Raw genomic sequence first — 16,843 nt, 5'->3', positions numbered from 1 at the left:
GGGCCGGAGTTCCCCTCCGAATCCGGCCCCACCAGCCGTGCCGATAGCCGCAACGACCTCTCGAGGGTCGAAGGTTCAGGGTTTGCCGGGCAAGACCCCGCCACAGGCCAATAGGTGATGGCTATAACGGTTGAGTAAGGACGGTGGCCCTCTGATCGGCGACACAAAGCGGTGGACTTCGTGTTTCGGCAAGGTCGGCCGCAAAATTGCGGTCCACGGAAGACGGGCTGCCGGGTGACATCGGGAATGATCGAGGGCCGTATCAGCCCACTCGTCGCCCATCGCCGCCTACCTGCTGGTCGTGTTTATCGCTCAGCAAGACAGCCGGGTACATGGAGTACGCGGGATAGTGCGAGCTTCTTACGTCCAGCCAGGGGAATGAGCCGCCCGACCTGGCCACAGCTAAACACAAGCTCGTGGCACACCGCAACCAGCACGTAGGTCGCACCGAAGCGAGCCGGCCATGGCAAGAATCACCGCTTCCGGGATCCGATCGAGCTGTCTGCGCCGGGGCGTATACAGCGGGCCTACCGGTTCGCGGGCGACGTGGCGATCGGTCCGCAGACATGTTTGAGTGGTCGCATGGAATCGTCCAGCGCCACGTTGCCCGTGGAGGCGCTACCACATCCGCCGGGTCGGCTGCCGATCATCGGCGATGTGGCCAGTGTGGACCGGCACCGCCCGACGCAGCACGAGTTGAAGCTCGCCCAAGGCGGACTGGGCCCGATCTTCCAGCGCAAACTGCTCGGCACCCAGCTGATCATCGTGGCCGGGGGCCGACTGGCGGCACAGTGCAATGACGAATCAGCCTGGGGCCGTGTACTCCTCGGCCCCCTGGCGAAGCTGCGTCCGATGGCACCACACGGGATGTTCACGGCCAGCTCCAAGGATCCGCTCTGGGGACAGGCGCGGCGGATTCTCACGCCGGGGTTCGCCCAGGCCGCGATGCGCACATACCACGACGCGATGGCCACGGTCGCCGATGATCTGGTGGCGGAGTGGACCTCGGCCGGCAGCGGGCCGGTGGCAGCCCATTCGGCGATGACCCGCGCCACCCTCGAGGTGATCGCACGGGCCGGGTTCGGGCGGAACCTGGGGTTGTTCGACTCCTCCGGCGAGGACAGCGATTCACACCGCTTCGTGCGCGCACTCGGCCGCACCCTGCAGTGGGCCTCGGAATCCACCAATGACGTACCGATCCTCGGCCATATCCGAGAAGCACTGCGAGCTTCGACCGTACGGCGCGATATCGCCGCACTGCAGCAGTACGTCGACGAACTGATAGCGGGCCGGAAGGTCGAGAACAACGGCGAACCGACCAATCTGCTCGATTTGATGCTGACCGCTGTCGATCCGGAGACCGGGTCGCGCCTGCCCAACTCCAACGTTCGCGACCAGACCCTCACGTTCTTGATCGCCGGCCACGAGACCACCGCGGCACTGCTGGAAGTCGCGCTGTACTACTTGGCGCAGAACCCCGGCCATCAGGAGCGCGTCCGAGCCGAAATGCCCGCGCAGGCAACGCACCTCGATTACGACGCCGTGACCAGGATGCGATTCACGCGCCAGTTCCTGAACGAATGCCTGCGCCTCTGTCCACCCGCCCCCGGCTACTTCCGTATCGCTCGCACCGCGCAGAACCTCGGCGGCTACGAGATTCCGGCCGGACGAGCGGTCTTCGTGCTGGCTCTGGCCGCGCAACGCGATCCGGAGGTGTGGGGGCCGGATGCCGGAACCTTCGACCCCGATCGCTTCGATACCGCCGCGCTCCGGGCCTTCCCCGATCGGTTCTTCCAGCCGTGGGGCACGGGTCCACGCTCGTGCATCGGCCGGGCGTTCGCACTCCACGAGGCCACACTCCTGCTCGGCCGGCTGGTCCACGCCTTCGATCTGCGCAGCTCCTCCGACCTACCGCTGGCGCTACAGGAGCGGGGCACCCTGCGTCCCGAACCCTTCGAATTGATCGCCCGCGGCCGCTCGGCGGCCGCCGTTCCGGAGAGGTAGGCACTCTCCGATGCCATGGTTTCTCATCGAAGCGCTGGGTCCGCTGGAGACTCCGATGACCATCGTCGCCAAGGACGGCGAGCGTCGCGATTGGGTTTCCCTGCGTTCCCTGCAACGCAACGAAGGCGTGGATGCCGCCGACCTGGCCGACTGGGTCCGTCAATCCGGTTCGGAAGCCGATCAGGTCGTATCGGGGCGCGGCGGTCACCGTCGCGTTCGCGCCCTGCCCATCCTCGGCCCGGAAGGCGACGTATACGCCCTTCACCTCTGGGTCGGTGCACCAGGCGAACCGATCCCCGCGCCCCGGCCGGCAGCCGGAATCGGCTGGTACGCGGGCGAATTACAGGTTCAACAGCGGCTCGAGTCGTGGATGATGAGCACCGATGACGCCGACGGATTCAAACGGGTTCGATCACCGGGTGAGTTCTTCCGCAAGGTGGTGAAATTCGATGACGCCACGGCATTGATAGCGCTCGGCACCAACCCCGAACCCGACGCCCGGTTCACCTCGAACATCGTGGTGTTGCACGACAACGGCCACCTGATGAACTGGCAGATCTTCGCCCGTGGCCGAACGGATCTGGAACGAGCCGGGCTGCGGGGCCTGACCCATGATGTCTCCGACGTCGAACCGCCGGTCCTCGGACCGCACGAAGCTCTCGGCCTCACCGACGAACCCGGACCCGAAACACCGGCCGCCGCATTGATCGCGTTCCCGCCCACCGGCGCCCCGCTCATCGCACAGTGGATCGGCCACGTGCCCGCCTGGATCGACTGGCAACGCGAAGGAGACGCCGAACTCATCCACCGAGACGACTGGGACGCAATCGCCAAATCGGCGGTCATGCTGCAGTCGGGACTACCCGATACCAAGGCCGTCACCCCGGCTCGCATCCGCGCCCACAACCCCAGCGGATGGCAACCCGTCACCATCACTTCCCGCCGCTACCCCGGTGAGGTCGGCAGCCGCCTGCACATAGTCAGGATCGCCCGGGTCGAGTAGAACCTCCTACGAGTCAACGCCGCCGGCAGACCGGGGTGGAAGCCCTCGACGTCCGGGAATTCGAACTGGCCCTCGCCCATCTCCGGGTCCCGGAACTGGCCGGACCGGCTCCCGCTATTCACCGGGGGGTCGGCACAACACCACGGTCAGCGCGACCAAACCGAGCGACAACAGGGCGAGTGCTAGGTCAGCGCCGCTCAATGCCGTTCCCCGAGGTCGTTCAACGGCCACCGGTACCCACGCGGGTAGATCCACATCGGAGTAATGAGTGCGGCGAGGTCGGTCACCACGTGCCGCACCGAGTCGGCGTGCTCGAATCCAGGTACCACCACCGCGGCGGCATTGTGCTCGTACACGTGCTGCGCGATCACGAGGGCCGAAACCAGCGGACCCGTATCGAGCACAACGCTGAATACCAGCCGATGCCGGTGTCGCTCGGCGAGAACATGAAGATCAGCACCCCGGCTGACCACGTCCCTTCGCGTCAACCCGATCGCCTTCGGCAACTCGCCGGTCATACGCACCCCTTGACCACAGTGTTGGATTGGCAGACGCCCGGCGCCGAGGACTCCAGGTCGACCCGGCGCCGGTCGTCGGCGTAAAGAGTGGCCCGACCTACGCCGGCGACTGTCCCCTTCCGGAACAACGTGGTTAGCATGGGTTTTGCGCGTGAATTCGAGGGGAGCACACGAATGAACGGTCCAGACGAAGACCGATACGTCGGTCAGCGAGTGCGCATGATCCGAGCCCGCCGAGGTATCTCCCAACAGGTGCTCGCAGACCTGGCCGGGCTGAGCCGCAGCGCCATAGCCAAGTACGAGACCGGTGAACGACCGGTCGATTCTCGTCGTACTCTCCTCGCACTCGCGAAGGCATTGGGCGTCACCCTCGGTGACCTCACCGGTCAGGTCGAAGAGCGCTTCGATCCATCGGTGGCGGGCATCCACGGTTCGGTTCTCGCCATCGAAACCGCACTGTGGGCAGCGGGAAACATCACTCCAACAGCACCCAAACGGACCCTGGACCAGTTGGCTTCTGCCGCGCGGGAGATCGCGGCACTGAAACTCGAGTGCAATTATGCCGAACTCGGACCGAAGATCGCACCCGTACTCACCGAGTGTTATCAGCACGCACGCGACACCCGTGGCGCCGATCGAGACCGTGCATGGGACATCCTGGCGGCGACCGCGCATACCGCGGCGGCGGTGCTCAAGAACTTCGGCTACCAGTCCTTGGCTTGGACCGCCGCGCAGGAAGCGGAGAAGGCGGCCCACAACGGCGGCGGAACAGCGGCGCACGCTGCGGCCGCATTCATCCGCAGTCAAATCATGCTGTCCCGACCGGACGGGCTACCGGCAGCCCTGGAGTCCGCGACAAGCGCGGGGGCCGCACTCGGAGGTCTCGCACACACGGCCGGCGAGATGGAATTGTGCGGAATGCTGCAACTGCAAGTCGGTCTGGTAACTGCTGCCATGGGCAATGACCCCACTCCACACTTCGACGAAGCCACGGAACAAACGGTCCGGCGAACGTACGCGGCGCCGAACACCTCGCTGCTTTCCGACCCGACATTCGTGAAGGCCAACGTCGTTCTCTGGCGCATGTCCGCGGCTATGGAGCGCAGAGACGCCGAACAGGTACTCACCCTCGCACCACAACTCCGTCCAACCGACCTACCGTCCGAAGGTAGGCGCGCCCAGTACTTCGTCGAAATCGGCCGGGCGCAGGCGATGCGCCGGAACTACCGTGGTTCGCTGCACGCGCTCCTTCATGCCGAACACGCAGCGCCACAGAAGGTCCGGAACATGACCCACGTCCGGGAACTGGCCGGGCAAATGATGCGGTCCGCTCGGCGAGATCTGACCGCGGGTGAACTCGGTCGGTTGGCGCAACGAGTCGGAGTGGTCTCGGCCTAGGCTGCAGCCAATGCCTTCAGAGCGATAGCGCGGCGATGGCCCCGCCGGTCCTCGAGATCGTAGGAGATCTGAAGCCTGTGGTCACCACGTGAGAGCGCCGCGACGTGTCGTAGCAATGCGCGTCCCGTCGACTTCGCGCGTAGCCCACTCATCAGTCGTCCGCTGCGTCGCACCGGGAGATGGGGTGCAGACTCGGAGGCGCGCTACTCCAGATCCGCACCGATCCCCAATCGCCTTCTATCCGATAGCCGTCATAGAGGGTAAGGAGGGAATCGATATTTCCACAGTCTTCCCCACCGGAGGCATCCTTCAGGTAAACACCTAGAAGGCAGTCATGCTTTGTAGAGTTGTACATACGTCACGAGCTTCCTGTCGATCTCATGACCTCGAGAGCAGCATTGGCGGCAGAGACTACGCCAGGCCACTTTGGGTGGGAGAGATATCGAGAATCGGGCGAGTCACCTAGTTCGTCGATAATCGGATCCAGATGTTCGGCTAGTGATCGCAAACTGCCCACCTCTACCGTGTTGGCCAGAATCGTCCCCAACGCCGTCGCCGGATCAGGAAGCACCAACGTGTCATCGTAGAGAATGCTGATATTCAGATCGAGATCGTCATAATAGTTCTCATGGGGATAGATCCGGTCGATCCAAACGCGCTGCTGGTAATCACGGTCCGCCAATGCGTTGACAGCGCTCAACACCTGGATACGCATTTCTGGATAACGCACACTCACGGCTGATTCCAGCTCCTCCACTTGAGCCACTCACTGAGGGGAATATGAGCTTCCGGGTGATCCTTGATAGGCGCGCCCGGAGGAATTGGTTGCCCGTCGGGGCCGAGAACCTTCCCGTCCGTGCGGACGACGACATGGTCAACGCGCTGAGACGGATTCGGGCTCGCCGGATCGCCCTTGTCTATCCGTACGCCATTGCCCTGAGGGTTGTCGGGGTCGAGCCACCGCTCCCCTTCCTTCTTCCTGTTGGGCTGTCCGGGACCCCACTCATCCGGGACCTTATCGACTGCTTCCTGTGGGGGAAAGGCGGCCGTCGAATCCTGCGACGAGTCACTTGCAGCGCTGTCGTCGCCGTCGTCGGCGATGTGGACTGCCATGGCGGCGATGGAGGCGAGGGCGGCGTTGATGCCGTCGGTGGTGAGGTCGGGGATGGCGGTGAAGGCGCCGGAGGCCGTGCCGACGGCGAGGACGGAGCCGAAGATGGCCAGGAGGCGGCTGATGGTGACGGCGTTCTTGATGAGTCCGGCGGTGGTGGTGACGATCTCGGCGGTGACCACGACGCCGCCCCCTGCAGCGGCGGGGGCGGCCAGCCCGGCGGAGGCGATGGCGGCGATCGCGACGATTCCCGCGGTGATGGCGATGGCGGCGGCGATCTCCTTACCGGCGTTCGCGACTGCGGTCTGGATGTCGTCACGCATGTCCACGAGCGCGTCGCGGTGTTCACCTACTGGTGTGGCCAAGGCTTTGGATGCTTGGGCCAGCATTTCCGCGGCTCGGGTCAAGGTGGTGAGTTTGGCTTCGATATCGGCGATGTTGGGGTCGGTGCTGCCGGTGAATGCGGCATTGATGCCTTTGATCCGGTCGGCTGCGCCGGTGATGGTGGCGTGGTCGGCGAATGCCTGCCAGGCGTCTTTGGCCTTGCCGAGTTTCGTGACGTCGCCGTTGGGGATGCGGCCGACCTTCTCCAGTAGTCCGGCGACCGCGCCCTCGTCCAGCCCGGGTCCGTTATCGCCTTTGGCGTTCGTGGGCAGCGCCATCCCGGAGTCGTAGAGCGGTTCGGAAGCACTCGGCCGGTCCGGTTCGGGTCCGCTGGCCTTGGCTCGGTTCGCGTGCCACCAGTTGTAGCCGTTGGCGGCGAGTACATCGCCGAATCGTTGCAGGGCGTTGGCCAGGGTGGCGGCGAGGGTGACGATATCGGTGGCGTGCTTGTTGTAAGTGGTGGTCCAGTCCTCGGACGTTTCGTGGTCGCCGGCCATACCGCCGCAGTCGTGCACCAGCGTGCTGTGCAGCGGGCCCAGCGCGAGGCTGATGTCCCCGGCGAGGAGGTGGCATTTATCGGCGGCGGCGTAGTACATGCCGGAGTCGATGACCCATGCCATGGTTCACCCGTCCTGCAGCATTTTCCGGTTGACTTCGGCGGCGGTGGTGTAGCGGGTGTGTGCGGTGCGGGCGGCGTCGCTGATATCGGCGAGGCCGGTCGCGAATTCGCGGGCCCCGGCCGACCACAGCAGGTGGGCGTCGCGGTAGGCGTTGGCGGCCAGCGTTTCCCAGGCGCCGTCGAGGCCGGCGACCTTGTCGTCGATGAGGTCGAGTTGTTCGGTGAGGTAACCGGCCAGATTCGACAGGCGCGACACGATGGCGTCGAGTCGTTCGACGTCGACGGTGAATTCCGAGTTCATAGGTTCAGGCTCGGGAACTGCTGGGCGATACCGTCATCGGTGGTGACGTAACTCCCGGCCTGGACACCCAGTTCGGCGGCCATACCGTCCAATGCCTGCAAGATCTTGATGCCGCCGTCGCGGAGCTCGGTCCAGCCGCCACTGAACTCGTCGGAGGCGTCACCCCTCCACCCGTCGGCGAGCAGGGCATCGACATCCGTACTCGCCGAATCCAGACCGGATCGCAGATTCCGGGCGATATCCGCCACGAACTGCCCGACCGCCCGAACCTCTTCCGGCACAACCGTAACGTCACCGGCGGGATTCGGATTCCCCCCTGAATCAACCATGTTCGCGAGATTATCAGGCCTACTCCGCCGACACACTCGGTTGACTACCGCTGCGTGAGCACGGCCGGCGAGGACGCGCGTCGAGACTGCGCGCCCTCCCGGACTTGAACCGTCTGCTCGTCCGGTCTCCGGGACCAACTTCATGACCGTCGTATCGAACTGCTCGAACAGCCGACGGTGACCGCAGCTCGGCCGGACCCGACTACCCGGCAGTTCCCCTACCGCGGTTCGATCAGCTGGATCTCCAATTCGATCTTCACGGCATCGCTCAACAGTCCCGGCAGCGAATCACCGACGCCGAAATCAGAGCGTTTGATGACACCGGTCGCGGAGAATCCGGCGTGCCGGTCGCCGCCGGGACCGAAATCCTGGACCCCGCCCCATTCGACATCCAGGGTCACCGGCGCGGTCACCCCGCCGAGCGTCGCGTCCCCCGTCACGGTGAAGTTCTCGGTGACCCGCACCGGCTCGGCGGCGTGGAAAGTGAGGGTCGGCCGATTGGCCACGTCCAGGAAATCCGCGGCGCGGATATGCGCGTCGCGGTCGGGGTTGCCGGTGTCGAACGAATCGAGGTCGATACTCGCGCCGATCGACGCCGCGCCCGTCTCGTCCACCTCGAACCGGGTGGTGAAGCGGCCGAACCCGCCGCGCACTTTGGCGATGCCGAGGTGGCGGATGGTGAACGCGACCGAGGAGTGCGCGGGATCGAGCGCCCACTGGCCGGCGCGCAGGGTTGAGCTGGTGGTTTCCGGTGTTGTCGTCATGACCTCACGATCTCCGCACCGGCGCCCGCCGGCCAGACCCTGTTTATCCTGGACCTGAGAGGGCGCGGCTGATCGGGCCGTGGGAGGGCACCATGGTGTGATGACCCGCAATGCGTTCGCGGATTTCCTGGTCAGGCGTCGCGCCGAACTGCGCCCCGCCGATATCGGCTTGCCCGTGGGCGGCCGGCGTCGGACACCGGGCCTGCGACGCGAGGAGGTGGCGGTCCAGGCCGGCGTGAGTGCCGACTACCTGGCCCGTTTGGAGCAGGGCCGCGATACCAATCCCTCCGCCGCGGTGGTCGAAGCACTGGCCGAGGCGCTGCTGCTGGACGAGCAGGAGCGGAGTGTGTTCGGATGGCTGGCGCTGACCAGCAGCCATGAGTCTCGTTGCCCGGTGGCGTCCCCGGCCCGGGAGCAACTGTCGGAGACGATGGAGGCGATCCTCCGGGCACTGGCGCCCACCCCGGCGTTCGTACTCGGCCGCCGGCTCAACGTGCTGGGCTGGAATCCGGCCTGGGAGGATTTCGCGGTCCCCCTCGGTCTCCTGGACGACCGGGAGAACGTGAACCTGGCCGAGTACGTCTACACCCATCCGCTCGCCCGCCGGGTGTTGCGCAACTGGGCGGCGACCGCCGATACCTTCGCCGAGGTGCTACGCCGGTCGACGCTGCGCCGGCCCGGCGACCCGGACCTGCGCGAAACCATCGACACGCTCCGCAAGAATCCCGAGTTCACGGCGCGCTGGCGCCCGCAGGGCACCGGACTCGAGATGGCGAAGGTCCTGCGGTTCGAGCATCCCGAACTCGGCGCCCTCGACGTCCCGGTCGAAATGCTGGAAAGCGATGCGGATCAGAGCCTCGTGGTCTGGCTCGTCGACCGCTCCGCCGCGGCCGGTCCGGGCCTGCGCCTGGTCACGCCGCAGGCCTCCGGGGAGTGATTCCGCCGGTTGCCGGCCCGCGCGGTGGCGGGGTCGCGATGAGATCGCGCGCTGCCGGCCCGATCGCATTTCCTGTTTCGTACTCGGTGATACCGAGGCGGAGGCGGTGGAGAAATACCCTACGGTCCGCAACGAACAGATCACCGAGTTACTGTTCCGCGGCCCCCGGCTCTACGTCGTGGGCCGTGGCGAGCGCCCACGCATCGCGGACAGTTCTGAGTGCTGTTGTCGCCGACACGGTCAGGTGAGTTTGACCGGCCAGCTGTGCAATCCAATCGGCCTCACTCGGCGGGCGGTCGAACAGGTGACCAGCGGGCGGTCTGTTCGTCGGTCCATACCGCTCGAACAACCGGGCTGCCTCCGGATCGATGGCCCCGATTCCAGCGAGGGCCCACAGATCCCACAGGTCACGCGAGGCACGCCGGTCGTGCCACGTCGCGGTCTTTGCGGCGGCAAAGGCGGCCTGCGTGGGCACCGACAAAATAGAAGAGGGCGCATCGCTGTAACGCTGCTCCAGCGCCCGAAACTCCGTCGGCCACAGCGTCCGGTTCCGAGAGGACAACAGCTGGATCTTCACGGTCAGCCCGCTACCGGTGCGGAGGTTGGCCGTCCCGGTGTCCCGAACGGCCGCGAGCTCGGGCTCCCAGATCAACCTACCGTGGCTGCGTGCCACCGCCCGGGGGAGCACAGCATCGATCTCGGCAGCCAGCTCGTTGCGATTTCCGAGTGCGACGAGGTGACGGTGTCACGTTCTTCCGGGTTCACGGCTTCGCCCCGGCCCAGACCTCGGCGCGACGCAGCGCCGCGACGAGACGCTGCGACTCGGCGAGCTCGACCAGCCGAGCCGGGTCGCTGCGGCGATACAGCACAGCGACCGCCGTGGGGACGTCGGTCTGCGCATTGCCGAGATCGGGTCGCCGGGCCAGGTCGAGCACGGTCTGTTCGGGTGTCGTGGCCAGGGCCGGGCCGAGCGGTGTCTCCACTCGTTCGGCGTCGAGTTTTTCGGTGTCGCGTCGCACGAACCGAATGGTGGCAGGGCGGTCGGACAATGCGATCGATCGGTGCTGGCCGGGGACGGCGACCACCGCAGTGGCCAGCGCGCGCGGAATCGCTCCGAGCAGGCGGGCCGCGCTGACACCCATCACCACCGCACAGTCGGCGCCGTAGATCGCCGATGCTATTCCCGCGGCAAGTGCTTCGAGACCAGGGAGCCACGGCCGCCCGACTTGTTCCTGCGGTACGACGATGTAATAACCGTGGGCCGCTCGGTGCAGGACCCCGCGGTCGGCGAGTCGCGCAAGCTCCGGGCGCGGATGCGCGTACACATGGGCGGCGTCCTGCGGGCGGAGGGTCCGCAGCGCGGAACGCGCAAGGTCGGCCGGTATCGGTGTCCCACGCTTCCTCTCCACGAATTCCCCTTTACTATGCGTTTCGTAGGCTCCTACCCTACGTAACGCATATCGCAAGCGCAATAACATCGAGAGCACCCAACCGCGCATGTTGCGACCCACGCTTGACCCCATTTTTCCAGGCGACCGGCATTCGGTCGCATGTCAGGTGATCTCTGCAACCTGTCACGTACGAGCCGGCAGCGAAAACCACCTTTTCGGGCCGCGATTCCCATGCATGGCGCCGGGAGCCGCCCGCCGCTGTCCGGCGCCGTTCACCCGGATTCCGGGAAGATGTCGAGCACCGCGGTCACGGCCTTCTCCACGGCGGCGTGATCGTGTCCTCGGATCTGCACTGCGGGAACGTCGTCGAATTCGTAGCCGTCGGCGACCGGGTCGAATGTCGGACCGACTCGGATCATGTAGGCCGGTGTCCCGTCCTCACTTGTCGCGAATACCTCGCGCCCGGCGATCTCGACCGGTTCGTAATTCTCGAATTCGCGGTCCGAGGCGTGGGTGTAGCCCACGTACATGTGGTCACCGTCGAGGTCGAACCAGCAGCGATCTACCCATTGAGTGCCGCCGCCGCGAGCATCGGGAAGCCGGGTCAGAACCTCGCATGGATCCACACCGGTCACCGCGGTACGCACGGTATCCGGCGATTCACCCAATCGTGGGTGGCGTTTCCACTCGGACAGCGCCACGCCGACCAGCGACCGAACCGCGGTGCACGGTTCGGTGTCCGGGCCGAGGGTGAGGCGGACCTCGAGCGAGCCTCCCGTCGGCAACGGCGAATACGCGGTACACAATCGCGGCCGGGCGGCGGTGATCTCGCTGGGCGAGAGGACGTGGTGGTCGCCGAGCAAGGTGACCACCATGCCGTCGATGGTGACGGTATCGCCGGTATCGAGGGCGGTATCGCCGAGTGCCCGCACCACCCAATCGACCTGGCCGGCCGGTCCGGAGTCGTCACCGAGTGCCGCGGTGCACCCGTACAGATGATTGGTGCCGACCGCGGTCATCCCGTACTCCGCCAGCGTCGCACGCGGTATCAGTGCGCAGATATCGGTATCGCGGAGCCGGGCCAGCGTCTCGGCCGGCGGGTCGGTCTCGGCGGCCGGTAGCAGCGGGCTCGACGAGCCGTGCCCGCAACCCGCCGCGGCCAGCGCGAGCACAACCAGTATCCCCACCCGCCGGATCATGAATCCCCCACCGTTCATCGAAACTGCTGTCGGCCCAGAGGTTATCGCACGCATTCCGGACAGGTTCTCGAACCGGCCCCATCGAACAAGGGGGCCACCGACAGGATTCGATCCGGAAATGCCGGACCTCTGGACGCGGACCCGGGTTACTCGGCCGAGGTGGTGAGACCCATTCCGGCGGCGAGGTCGGTGAGGACCGCGTCGAACAGCACGTCCGGATCACTCACCGGCATCGGGTAATTCCCGAACACCTCCAGCGTCACATGACCGTAGAGCCGCACCCACACCGTCATCATCAGATACGCGATCCCGAGATCGAATTTCTCCGCCGGGAACTTCTGATCCGACCCCGCCAGCAGCGCCAGCAGTTCCCCTTGGAACGCGAGCAGGTCCGTTCGGAGCGCTTCCGGGATGGAATCGACCGGCGGGGTGGCCAGGTCGTAGGCGGCCAGCAGCTTGCCCGCCGCCTCGAGGAATACCAGCCCGAACGATTCGTCGAACCGGCGCACCGTGCCCTCCCCGTCGGCCGCCGGCGAGGCGAACACGAGCGTGAACTCGTTGCGATGGGCCAGCGCCCACCGCCGGAACGCGCGGCAGATGGCGAACAGCCGGACCACGCCGTCGTCGGGGAGCTCCGCCACCTGCCCGGCGAGGTCGTCGGCCAGCCGTTTACAGATATCGCGGCGCAGAGCGGCCAGGATCTCTTCGCGGGAGGGGTAGTAGCGGTAGAGGGCGGGCGCGGTGATGCCGAGCGCACGCGCGATGGCGCGGAGGGTCAATGCCTCCGCGCCGTGCTCGACCAGGAGTTCCGCGGCCACGCGCCGGATATCCGCGTCGCTGACCGCGGGCATCCGGCCGCGCCGGGCGGGTGGTGTCATTCGTAGGCGACCTGCCAGTTCTTGATTCCGTTGAGCCAACCCGACCGTAGCCGAACGGGTTCGGAGACCTGACGCAGGTTCGGCATCACATCGGCGATGGCGTTGAAGATCAGGTCGAGCTGCAGGCGGGCGAGATTGGCGCCGACACAGTAGTGGGTGCCGGTCCCGCCGAAGCCGACGTGCGGGTTCGGGTTGCGGGTGCAGTCGAATTCGAACGGGTTGGTGAAGTGGTCCTCGTCGAAGTTGGCGGAGGCGTAGAAGAGGCCGACGCGCTGACCCTTCTTGATCTCCTGGCCGCCGATCTCGGTGTCCTGCAAGGTGGTTCGCTGGAAGGCGATCACCGGAGTGGCCCAGCGGACGATCTCGTCGGGGGCGGTGCGGGGACGTTCGGCCCGGTAGAGCTCCCACTGTTCGGGGTTGTCGACGAAGGCCTTCATGCCGTGGGTGGTGGCGTTGCGGGTGGTCTCGTTACCGGCCACCGCGAGCAGGATGACGAACCAGGCGAATTCCTCGGACGTCAGCGCCTCACCGTCGACATCGGCGCTGAGCAGCTGGGTGATGATGTCGTCGGCGGGGCAGCCGCGGCGTTCTTCGGCGAGGTTCCAGGCGTAGCCCATGACCTGCGCGTTGGCCATCCGGTAGCTGTCTGCGTACTGGGGGTCGTCGTAACCCATCATCTGGTTGGACCAGTCGAAGAGTTTGCCGCGGTCCTCCTGCGGCACGCCGAGCAGTTCGGCGATGGCCTGCAGGGGCAGTTCGCACGCGACCTGTTCGACGAAGTCACCGCCGCCGGTCTTCTTCGCCTCGTGCACGATGCGCTCGGCGCGTTCACGCAGGGCGTCGCGCAGGCTCTGGATGGCGCGGGGGGTGAAACCGCGGGAGATGATGCGGCGGAGTTTGTCGTGCTCCGGCGGGTCGGTATTGACCAGCATGGCGCGCTGGATATCGATCTCGTCGCGGGTGATCTCGCCGTTGAAACGGATCACCGCGGTGTTGGCGTGGGTGGAGTAGACCTCGGAGTTCTTGGAGATCTCCTTGATGTGGTCGAGCTTGCTGACCACCCAGTAACCGCCGTCGTCGAAACCACTGACCCCGTCGGGCTGGTCGACCCACCACACCGGCGCGGCGCGGCGCAGCTCGGCCCACTCCTCGATCGGCAGCCGGCCGGCCAAGAGGTCGGGGTCGGTGAAATCGAAATCGTGGGACAGGGACGGTGCGGTCACGATGCCTCCTCTAGATACGCAGTAACAGGAGTGAACCACACCACACCACATTTGTGAACATGCTTTAGTAAATAACGTTCACTTATTGCTCGAAGGGATCACGGATGCGGGTTCGGACAACATTCGGCAAACACCGGATACCAGCTGCCGAACACCGGGGGGCGACCGCGCGCCGACAGACGCGGAAGGGTTCCGAGTGCCGTTCCGCGCGTCTATGGTGGTAGCCGCATGAGCAGGACTCCCCACAGCCCCGGAGGACTAAGCACATGACCACCATGGAAATGCCGCACGTCAGCGAATGCACAGTAAACAGTTGTTCCTACAACCACGACGGCTGTCACGCCTACGCGATCAACGTCTCCGGCCAGAACGGCACCGCCGACTGCGCGACGTTCATCCCGCTGGCCGTCCGCGGCGGACTGGACACGGTCACCAGCATGGTCGGGGCGTGCCAGCGCGCCGACTGCGCGCACAACGCGGACCTCGAATGCACCGCCGGCGATATCCGGGTCGGCCCGGGCGAGGCCGACCACTCGGCCCGCTGCATGACCTACACGCCACGCTGACCAACCGGCCGGTCATCGCCACGGCCCGGTGCGAGGGTAGCCGTGAGAACCCGCAGTCCACCCGCGCCGACCGGTGACCGGCCGCCGGCTCACGCCCCTCTGCGACACGAACTTTTCGATACTCGGGCGGGACCGCTACCTCTCGATCCGACGCCACCGGTCGTGAACACCTGCCCGGTCGTTCGAGTGCCTCGCCGAGTTGCCCGCGGGCACCGACGGTCAGATCCACAGCGGGTCGCCGTAGACCACGCCCCGTTCATCCACGGCATCCGATTTCATCTGGATCTCGGCGTATTGACGGACCACCGCCGGCCCGATACAGCCGTTGATCACCAGATGCACGTCGTGATACGCGACCCGGCCCGGCACGCCCGGGACGATCGTCTTCTCGACCAGCGGAACATCGACAACCTGCCCGGGCAGCACCGATACCTCGAGGCCGAGGGACTCCTGGGTCGTGCCCGTTCCGGCCGAGGCGCCGGTGAATTCGGCCCAGCAGCCGACGTGATACCCGACGTGGAGTTCACCACCGGCACCCGAATCGACCGAACTGTAGGCGACACCGGACAGAAACACCTCGCGCACCGTTCCGGCCAGGTTCAGCGGGGGCACTTTGTCGACCAGTTCGTCCCGATGGCCGACGACGAAAACCGGGCCGTCGACGGATTGGAATGTCTTCTCGTGCGGCGGAAGTGACACCACTTCGGCATTTCCCGCCGGGGCCGCGGCCAGGGACGCCGCAACCGAACAAACCACACCCATCGCACACGAAAAAAGCCTGCCCGAGGTGAATTTCATGCGCGGAACAGTAACAGAGTGAAAGCGCTGTTCCGGGGCATATTTCAGCGTGTTACCGAAAGCGGGGTAAACGTCCGGGACGGGCCCGGCGGAACAGAAATTCCGCGCCGTTCTTGTTTTCCGGGCCGCCGGTACTTCACTCGTTCCCCGACCCCGCCAGTTCGAGAACAGCGTGCAGCAGGACGTCGATTCCGTCCGCGCAGGCTTCGGGCGTCGAATATTCACGCGGATTATGACTTATACCGTCGTACAGTCCGGGCACGAAAATCATCCCCGACGGGCACAGGGCGGCGATCTCCCCGGCATCGTGGCCGGCGCCGGAAGTCAGCCGTTCACAACTCATCCCGAGATTCGAGGCGTGTTTCTCGACCAGGTCGCGCATGGAGTCGGGGAATGCCACCGGCGGGGTCTTGGCGGTGACCCGGGAGGTGATCGTGACCCCGGTGGCCTTCTCCACCTCGGCGATGCAGGTGGCGAGATCGGCCTCGGCGCGCGCCATGGCCGCGCCGTCGGGATTGCGTAGATCGACCGTGAGCAGCGATTTCTCGGGCACGATATTGATCAGGTTGGGGTAGTTGACCTGCCGCCCGACGGTGGCCAGCAGCAGCCCGTACTCCCCCGACTCCACCATCTCGTCGAGGCGCACCGTGATCAGCGCGGCGGCCAGGCCCGCGTTGCGGCGCAGGCGCTGGGGGGTGGCGCCGGCGTGCGCGGCGCGGCCGGTGATCCGGAGTTCCAGCCAGGTGATCGCCTGCACGCCCTGGACCACGCCGATCCGGGTGTCTCCGGTGGACAGGATCGGGCCCTGCTCGATATGGCATTCGAGGTAGGCGTGGGGTGACCGTATGGGAACCTCGACCGCGCCGGCCAGGCCGTGCCGGTCGAGTTCGGATCCCACGGTCACTCCGGCGGAATCGGTGCGCGCCCGTGCGGCGTCCAGATCGATCCGGCCCGCGGCCACGGCGCTGCCGAGCATATCGGTGCCGAAGCGGGCGCCCTCCTCCTCGGTGAAGATCGCCACCTCGATCGGGTGCTCGGTGGTGATGCCGTGGTCGTTCAGGGTGCGGACCACCTCGAGCCCGCCCAGCACACCCAAACAGCCGTCGAACCGGCCCGCGGTCGCCACTGAGTCGATATGTGAACCGACCATCACGGGCGCGGCGGCGTTGTCCGCACCGGCGCGCCGGGCGTAGATATTGCCCACCCGGTCGGTGGTGACGGCGAGCCCGGCCGCCCGCATCCAGCCGGTGACCAGTTCCCGGCCCGCGATATCGGCGTCGGTCAGTGCCAGCCGGCGCACCCCGTGCAGTCCCGCGTCCTCGTCGAAATACGCCCCTACCGATCCCAGTTCGTCCAGGGATCGCCACAGCCGCTCCGCATCGATACGGAGCGAGGAATCGTGGATGGTCATCTGCTACTC

At 66.2% G+C, this 16,843-nt stretch carries 17 protein-coding genes and 1 pseudogene; 5 read left to right on the top strand and 13 right to left on the bottom strand.

Going from position 1 to position 16,843, the window contains the following annotated elements; genetic code table 11:
* The first annotated feature begins 582 nt into the window (after positions 1-582).
* Positions 583-2,004, top strand: a complete 1,422-nt coding sequence (locus tag AB0F41_RS17460) for a cytochrome P450 (RefSeq protein ID WP_357424888.1) — start codon at positions 583-585, stop codon at positions 2,002-2,004.
* 10 nt (positions 2,005-2,014) lie between these two features.
* The gene (locus AB0F41_RS17455; protein WP_357424886.1) at positions 2,015-3,007 is read left to right on the top strand and encodes a GAF domain-containing protein; all 993 of its coding nucleotides are present in this window, start codon (positions 2,015-2,017) and stop codon (positions 3,005-3,007) included.
* A gap of 197 nt (positions 3,008-3,204) precedes the next feature.
* Here the strand turns inward: AB0F41_RS17455 and AB0F41_RS17450 are convergent, their stop codons facing one another.
* Positions 3,205-3,525 (bottom strand): hypothetical protein, encoded by a 321-nt coding sequence (locus AB0F41_RS17450; protein WP_357424884.1) that lies wholly within the window; start codon positions 3,523-3,525, stop codon positions 3,205-3,207.
* A gap of 138 nt (positions 3,526-3,663) precedes the next feature.
* Here AB0F41_RS17450 and AB0F41_RS17445 point away from each other — a divergent pair, with 138 nt between their 5' ends.
* Positions 3,664-4,923 (top strand): helix-turn-helix transcriptional regulator, encoded by a 1,260-nt coding sequence (locus tag AB0F41_RS17445; RefSeq protein WP_357424882.1) that lies wholly within the window; start codon positions 3,664-3,666, stop codon positions 4,921-4,923.
* A 358-nt stretch (positions 4,924-5,281) separates the two neighbouring features.
* On the opposite strand, the gene AB0F41_RS17440 is transcribed toward AB0F41_RS17445, so the two are convergent.
* The 5 genes from AB0F41_RS17440 to AB0F41_RS17420 all read right to left on the bottom strand — a co-directional run bounded on the left by AB0F41_RS17440 (position 5,282) and on the right by AB0F41_RS17420 (position 8,431).
* On the bottom strand, positions 5,282-5,680 hold the full coding sequence (locus AB0F41_RS17440) for a hypothetical protein (RefSeq protein WP_357424880.1): 399 nt from the start codon (positions 5,678-5,680) through the stop codon (positions 5,282-5,284).
* The gene (locus AB0F41_RS17435; RefSeq protein WP_357424878.1) at positions 5,656-7,038 is read right to left on the bottom strand and encodes a hypothetical protein; all 1,383 of its coding nucleotides are present in this window, start codon (positions 7,036-7,038) and stop codon (positions 5,656-5,658) included. The genes AB0F41_RS17440 and AB0F41_RS17435 overlap by 25 nt, the downstream gene beginning before the upstream one ends.
* 3 nt (positions 7,039-7,041) lie before the next feature.
* A complete protein-coding gene (locus tag AB0F41_RS17430; protein ID WP_357424876.1) occupies positions 7,042-7,338 on the bottom strand; it encodes a WXG100 family type VII secretion target in 297 nt (98 codons plus the stop codon).
* Positions 7,335-7,667: a WXG100 family type VII secretion target gene (locus AB0F41_RS17425; protein WP_357424874.1), complete on the bottom strand. Its 333-nt coding sequence runs from the start codon at positions 7,665-7,667 to the stop codon at positions 7,335-7,337. Before AB0F41_RS17425 ends, AB0F41_RS17430 begins: the two co-directional genes overlap by 4 nt.
* A 218-nt stretch (positions 7,668-7,885) precedes the next feature.
* A complete protein-coding gene (locus AB0F41_RS17420) occupies positions 7,886-8,431 on the bottom strand; it encodes a YceI family protein (RefSeq protein WP_357424872.1) in 546 nt (181 codons plus the stop codon).
* 100 nt (positions 8,432-8,531) lie between these two features.
* Between AB0F41_RS17420 and AB0F41_RS17415 the strand changes: the two genes are divergently transcribed.
* On the top strand, positions 8,532-9,368 hold the full coding sequence (locus AB0F41_RS17415; RefSeq protein ID WP_357424870.1) for a helix-turn-helix transcriptional regulator: 837 nt from the start codon (positions 8,532-8,534) through the stop codon (positions 9,366-9,368).
* 148 nt (positions 9,369-9,516) lie between these two features.
* Here AB0F41_RS17415 and AB0F41_RS17410 read toward each other — a convergent pair.
* From AB0F41_RS17410 to AB0F41_RS17390, 5 genes and pseudogenes are all read right to left on the bottom strand, one after another.
* A pseudogene (locus AB0F41_RS17410) lies at positions 9,517-10,080 on the bottom strand (nucleotidyl transferase AbiEii/AbiGii toxin family protein); the annotation flags it as partial.
* A 49-nt stretch (positions 10,081-10,129) separates the two neighbouring features.
* Positions 10,130-10,777, bottom strand: coding sequence for a type IV toxin-antitoxin system AbiEi family antitoxin (locus AB0F41_RS17405; RefSeq protein ID WP_357424868.1), 648 nt, complete (start codon positions 10,775-10,777; stop codon positions 10,130-10,132).
* 254 nt (positions 10,778-11,031) lie between these two features.
* Entirely contained in the window at positions 11,032-11,946 is a 915-nt protein-coding gene (locus tag AB0F41_RS17400; protein WP_357424866.1) for a hypothetical protein, read from the bottom strand.
* A gap of 158 nt (positions 11,947-12,104) precedes the next feature.
* Positions 12,105-12,836 carry a TetR/AcrR family transcriptional regulator gene (locus AB0F41_RS17395; protein WP_357424864.1) on the bottom strand — a complete coding sequence of 244 codons (732 nt, stop codon included), beginning with the start codon at positions 12,834-12,836 and terminating at the stop codon, positions 12,105-12,107.
* Positions 12,833-14,059, bottom strand: coding sequence for a cytochrome P450 (locus AB0F41_RS17390; protein ID WP_357424862.1), 1,227 nt, complete (start codon positions 14,057-14,059; stop codon positions 12,833-12,835). The genes AB0F41_RS17395 and AB0F41_RS17390 overlap by 4 nt, the downstream gene beginning before the upstream one ends.
* Positions 14,060-14,325: 266 nt before the next feature.
* Between AB0F41_RS17390 and AB0F41_RS17385 the strand changes: the two genes are divergently transcribed.
* Positions 14,326-14,625 (top strand): DUF1540 domain-containing protein, encoded by a 300-nt coding sequence (locus AB0F41_RS17385; protein WP_357424860.1) that lies wholly within the window; start codon positions 14,326-14,328, stop codon positions 14,623-14,625.
* A gap of 219 nt (positions 14,626-14,844) precedes the next feature.
* Here the strand turns inward: AB0F41_RS17385 and AB0F41_RS17380 are convergent, their stop codons facing one another.
* Together AB0F41_RS17380 and AB0F41_RS17375 are read right to left on the bottom strand one after the other, a co-directional pair.
* The gene (locus AB0F41_RS17380; RefSeq protein ID WP_357424858.1) at positions 14,845-15,423 is read right to left on the bottom strand and encodes an MspA family porin; all 579 of its coding nucleotides are present in this window, start codon (positions 15,421-15,423) and stop codon (positions 14,845-14,847) included.
* Between the two features lie 136 nt (positions 15,424-15,559).
* Complete coding sequence (locus AB0F41_RS17375) at positions 15,560-16,834, bottom strand: Zn-dependent hydrolase (protein WP_357424856.1); 1,275 nt, start codon at positions 16,832-16,834, stop codon at positions 15,560-15,562.
* Between the last annotated feature and the right edge of the window lie 9 nt (positions 16,835-16,843).

It is taken from the genome of Nocardia sp. NPDC024068 (genome assembly GCF_040638875.1).
Lineage (GTDB): Bacteria > Actinomycetota > Actinomycetes > Mycobacteriales > Mycobacteriaceae > Nocardia.
This window is presented reverse-complemented; position numbering and strand designations above follow the sequence as displayed.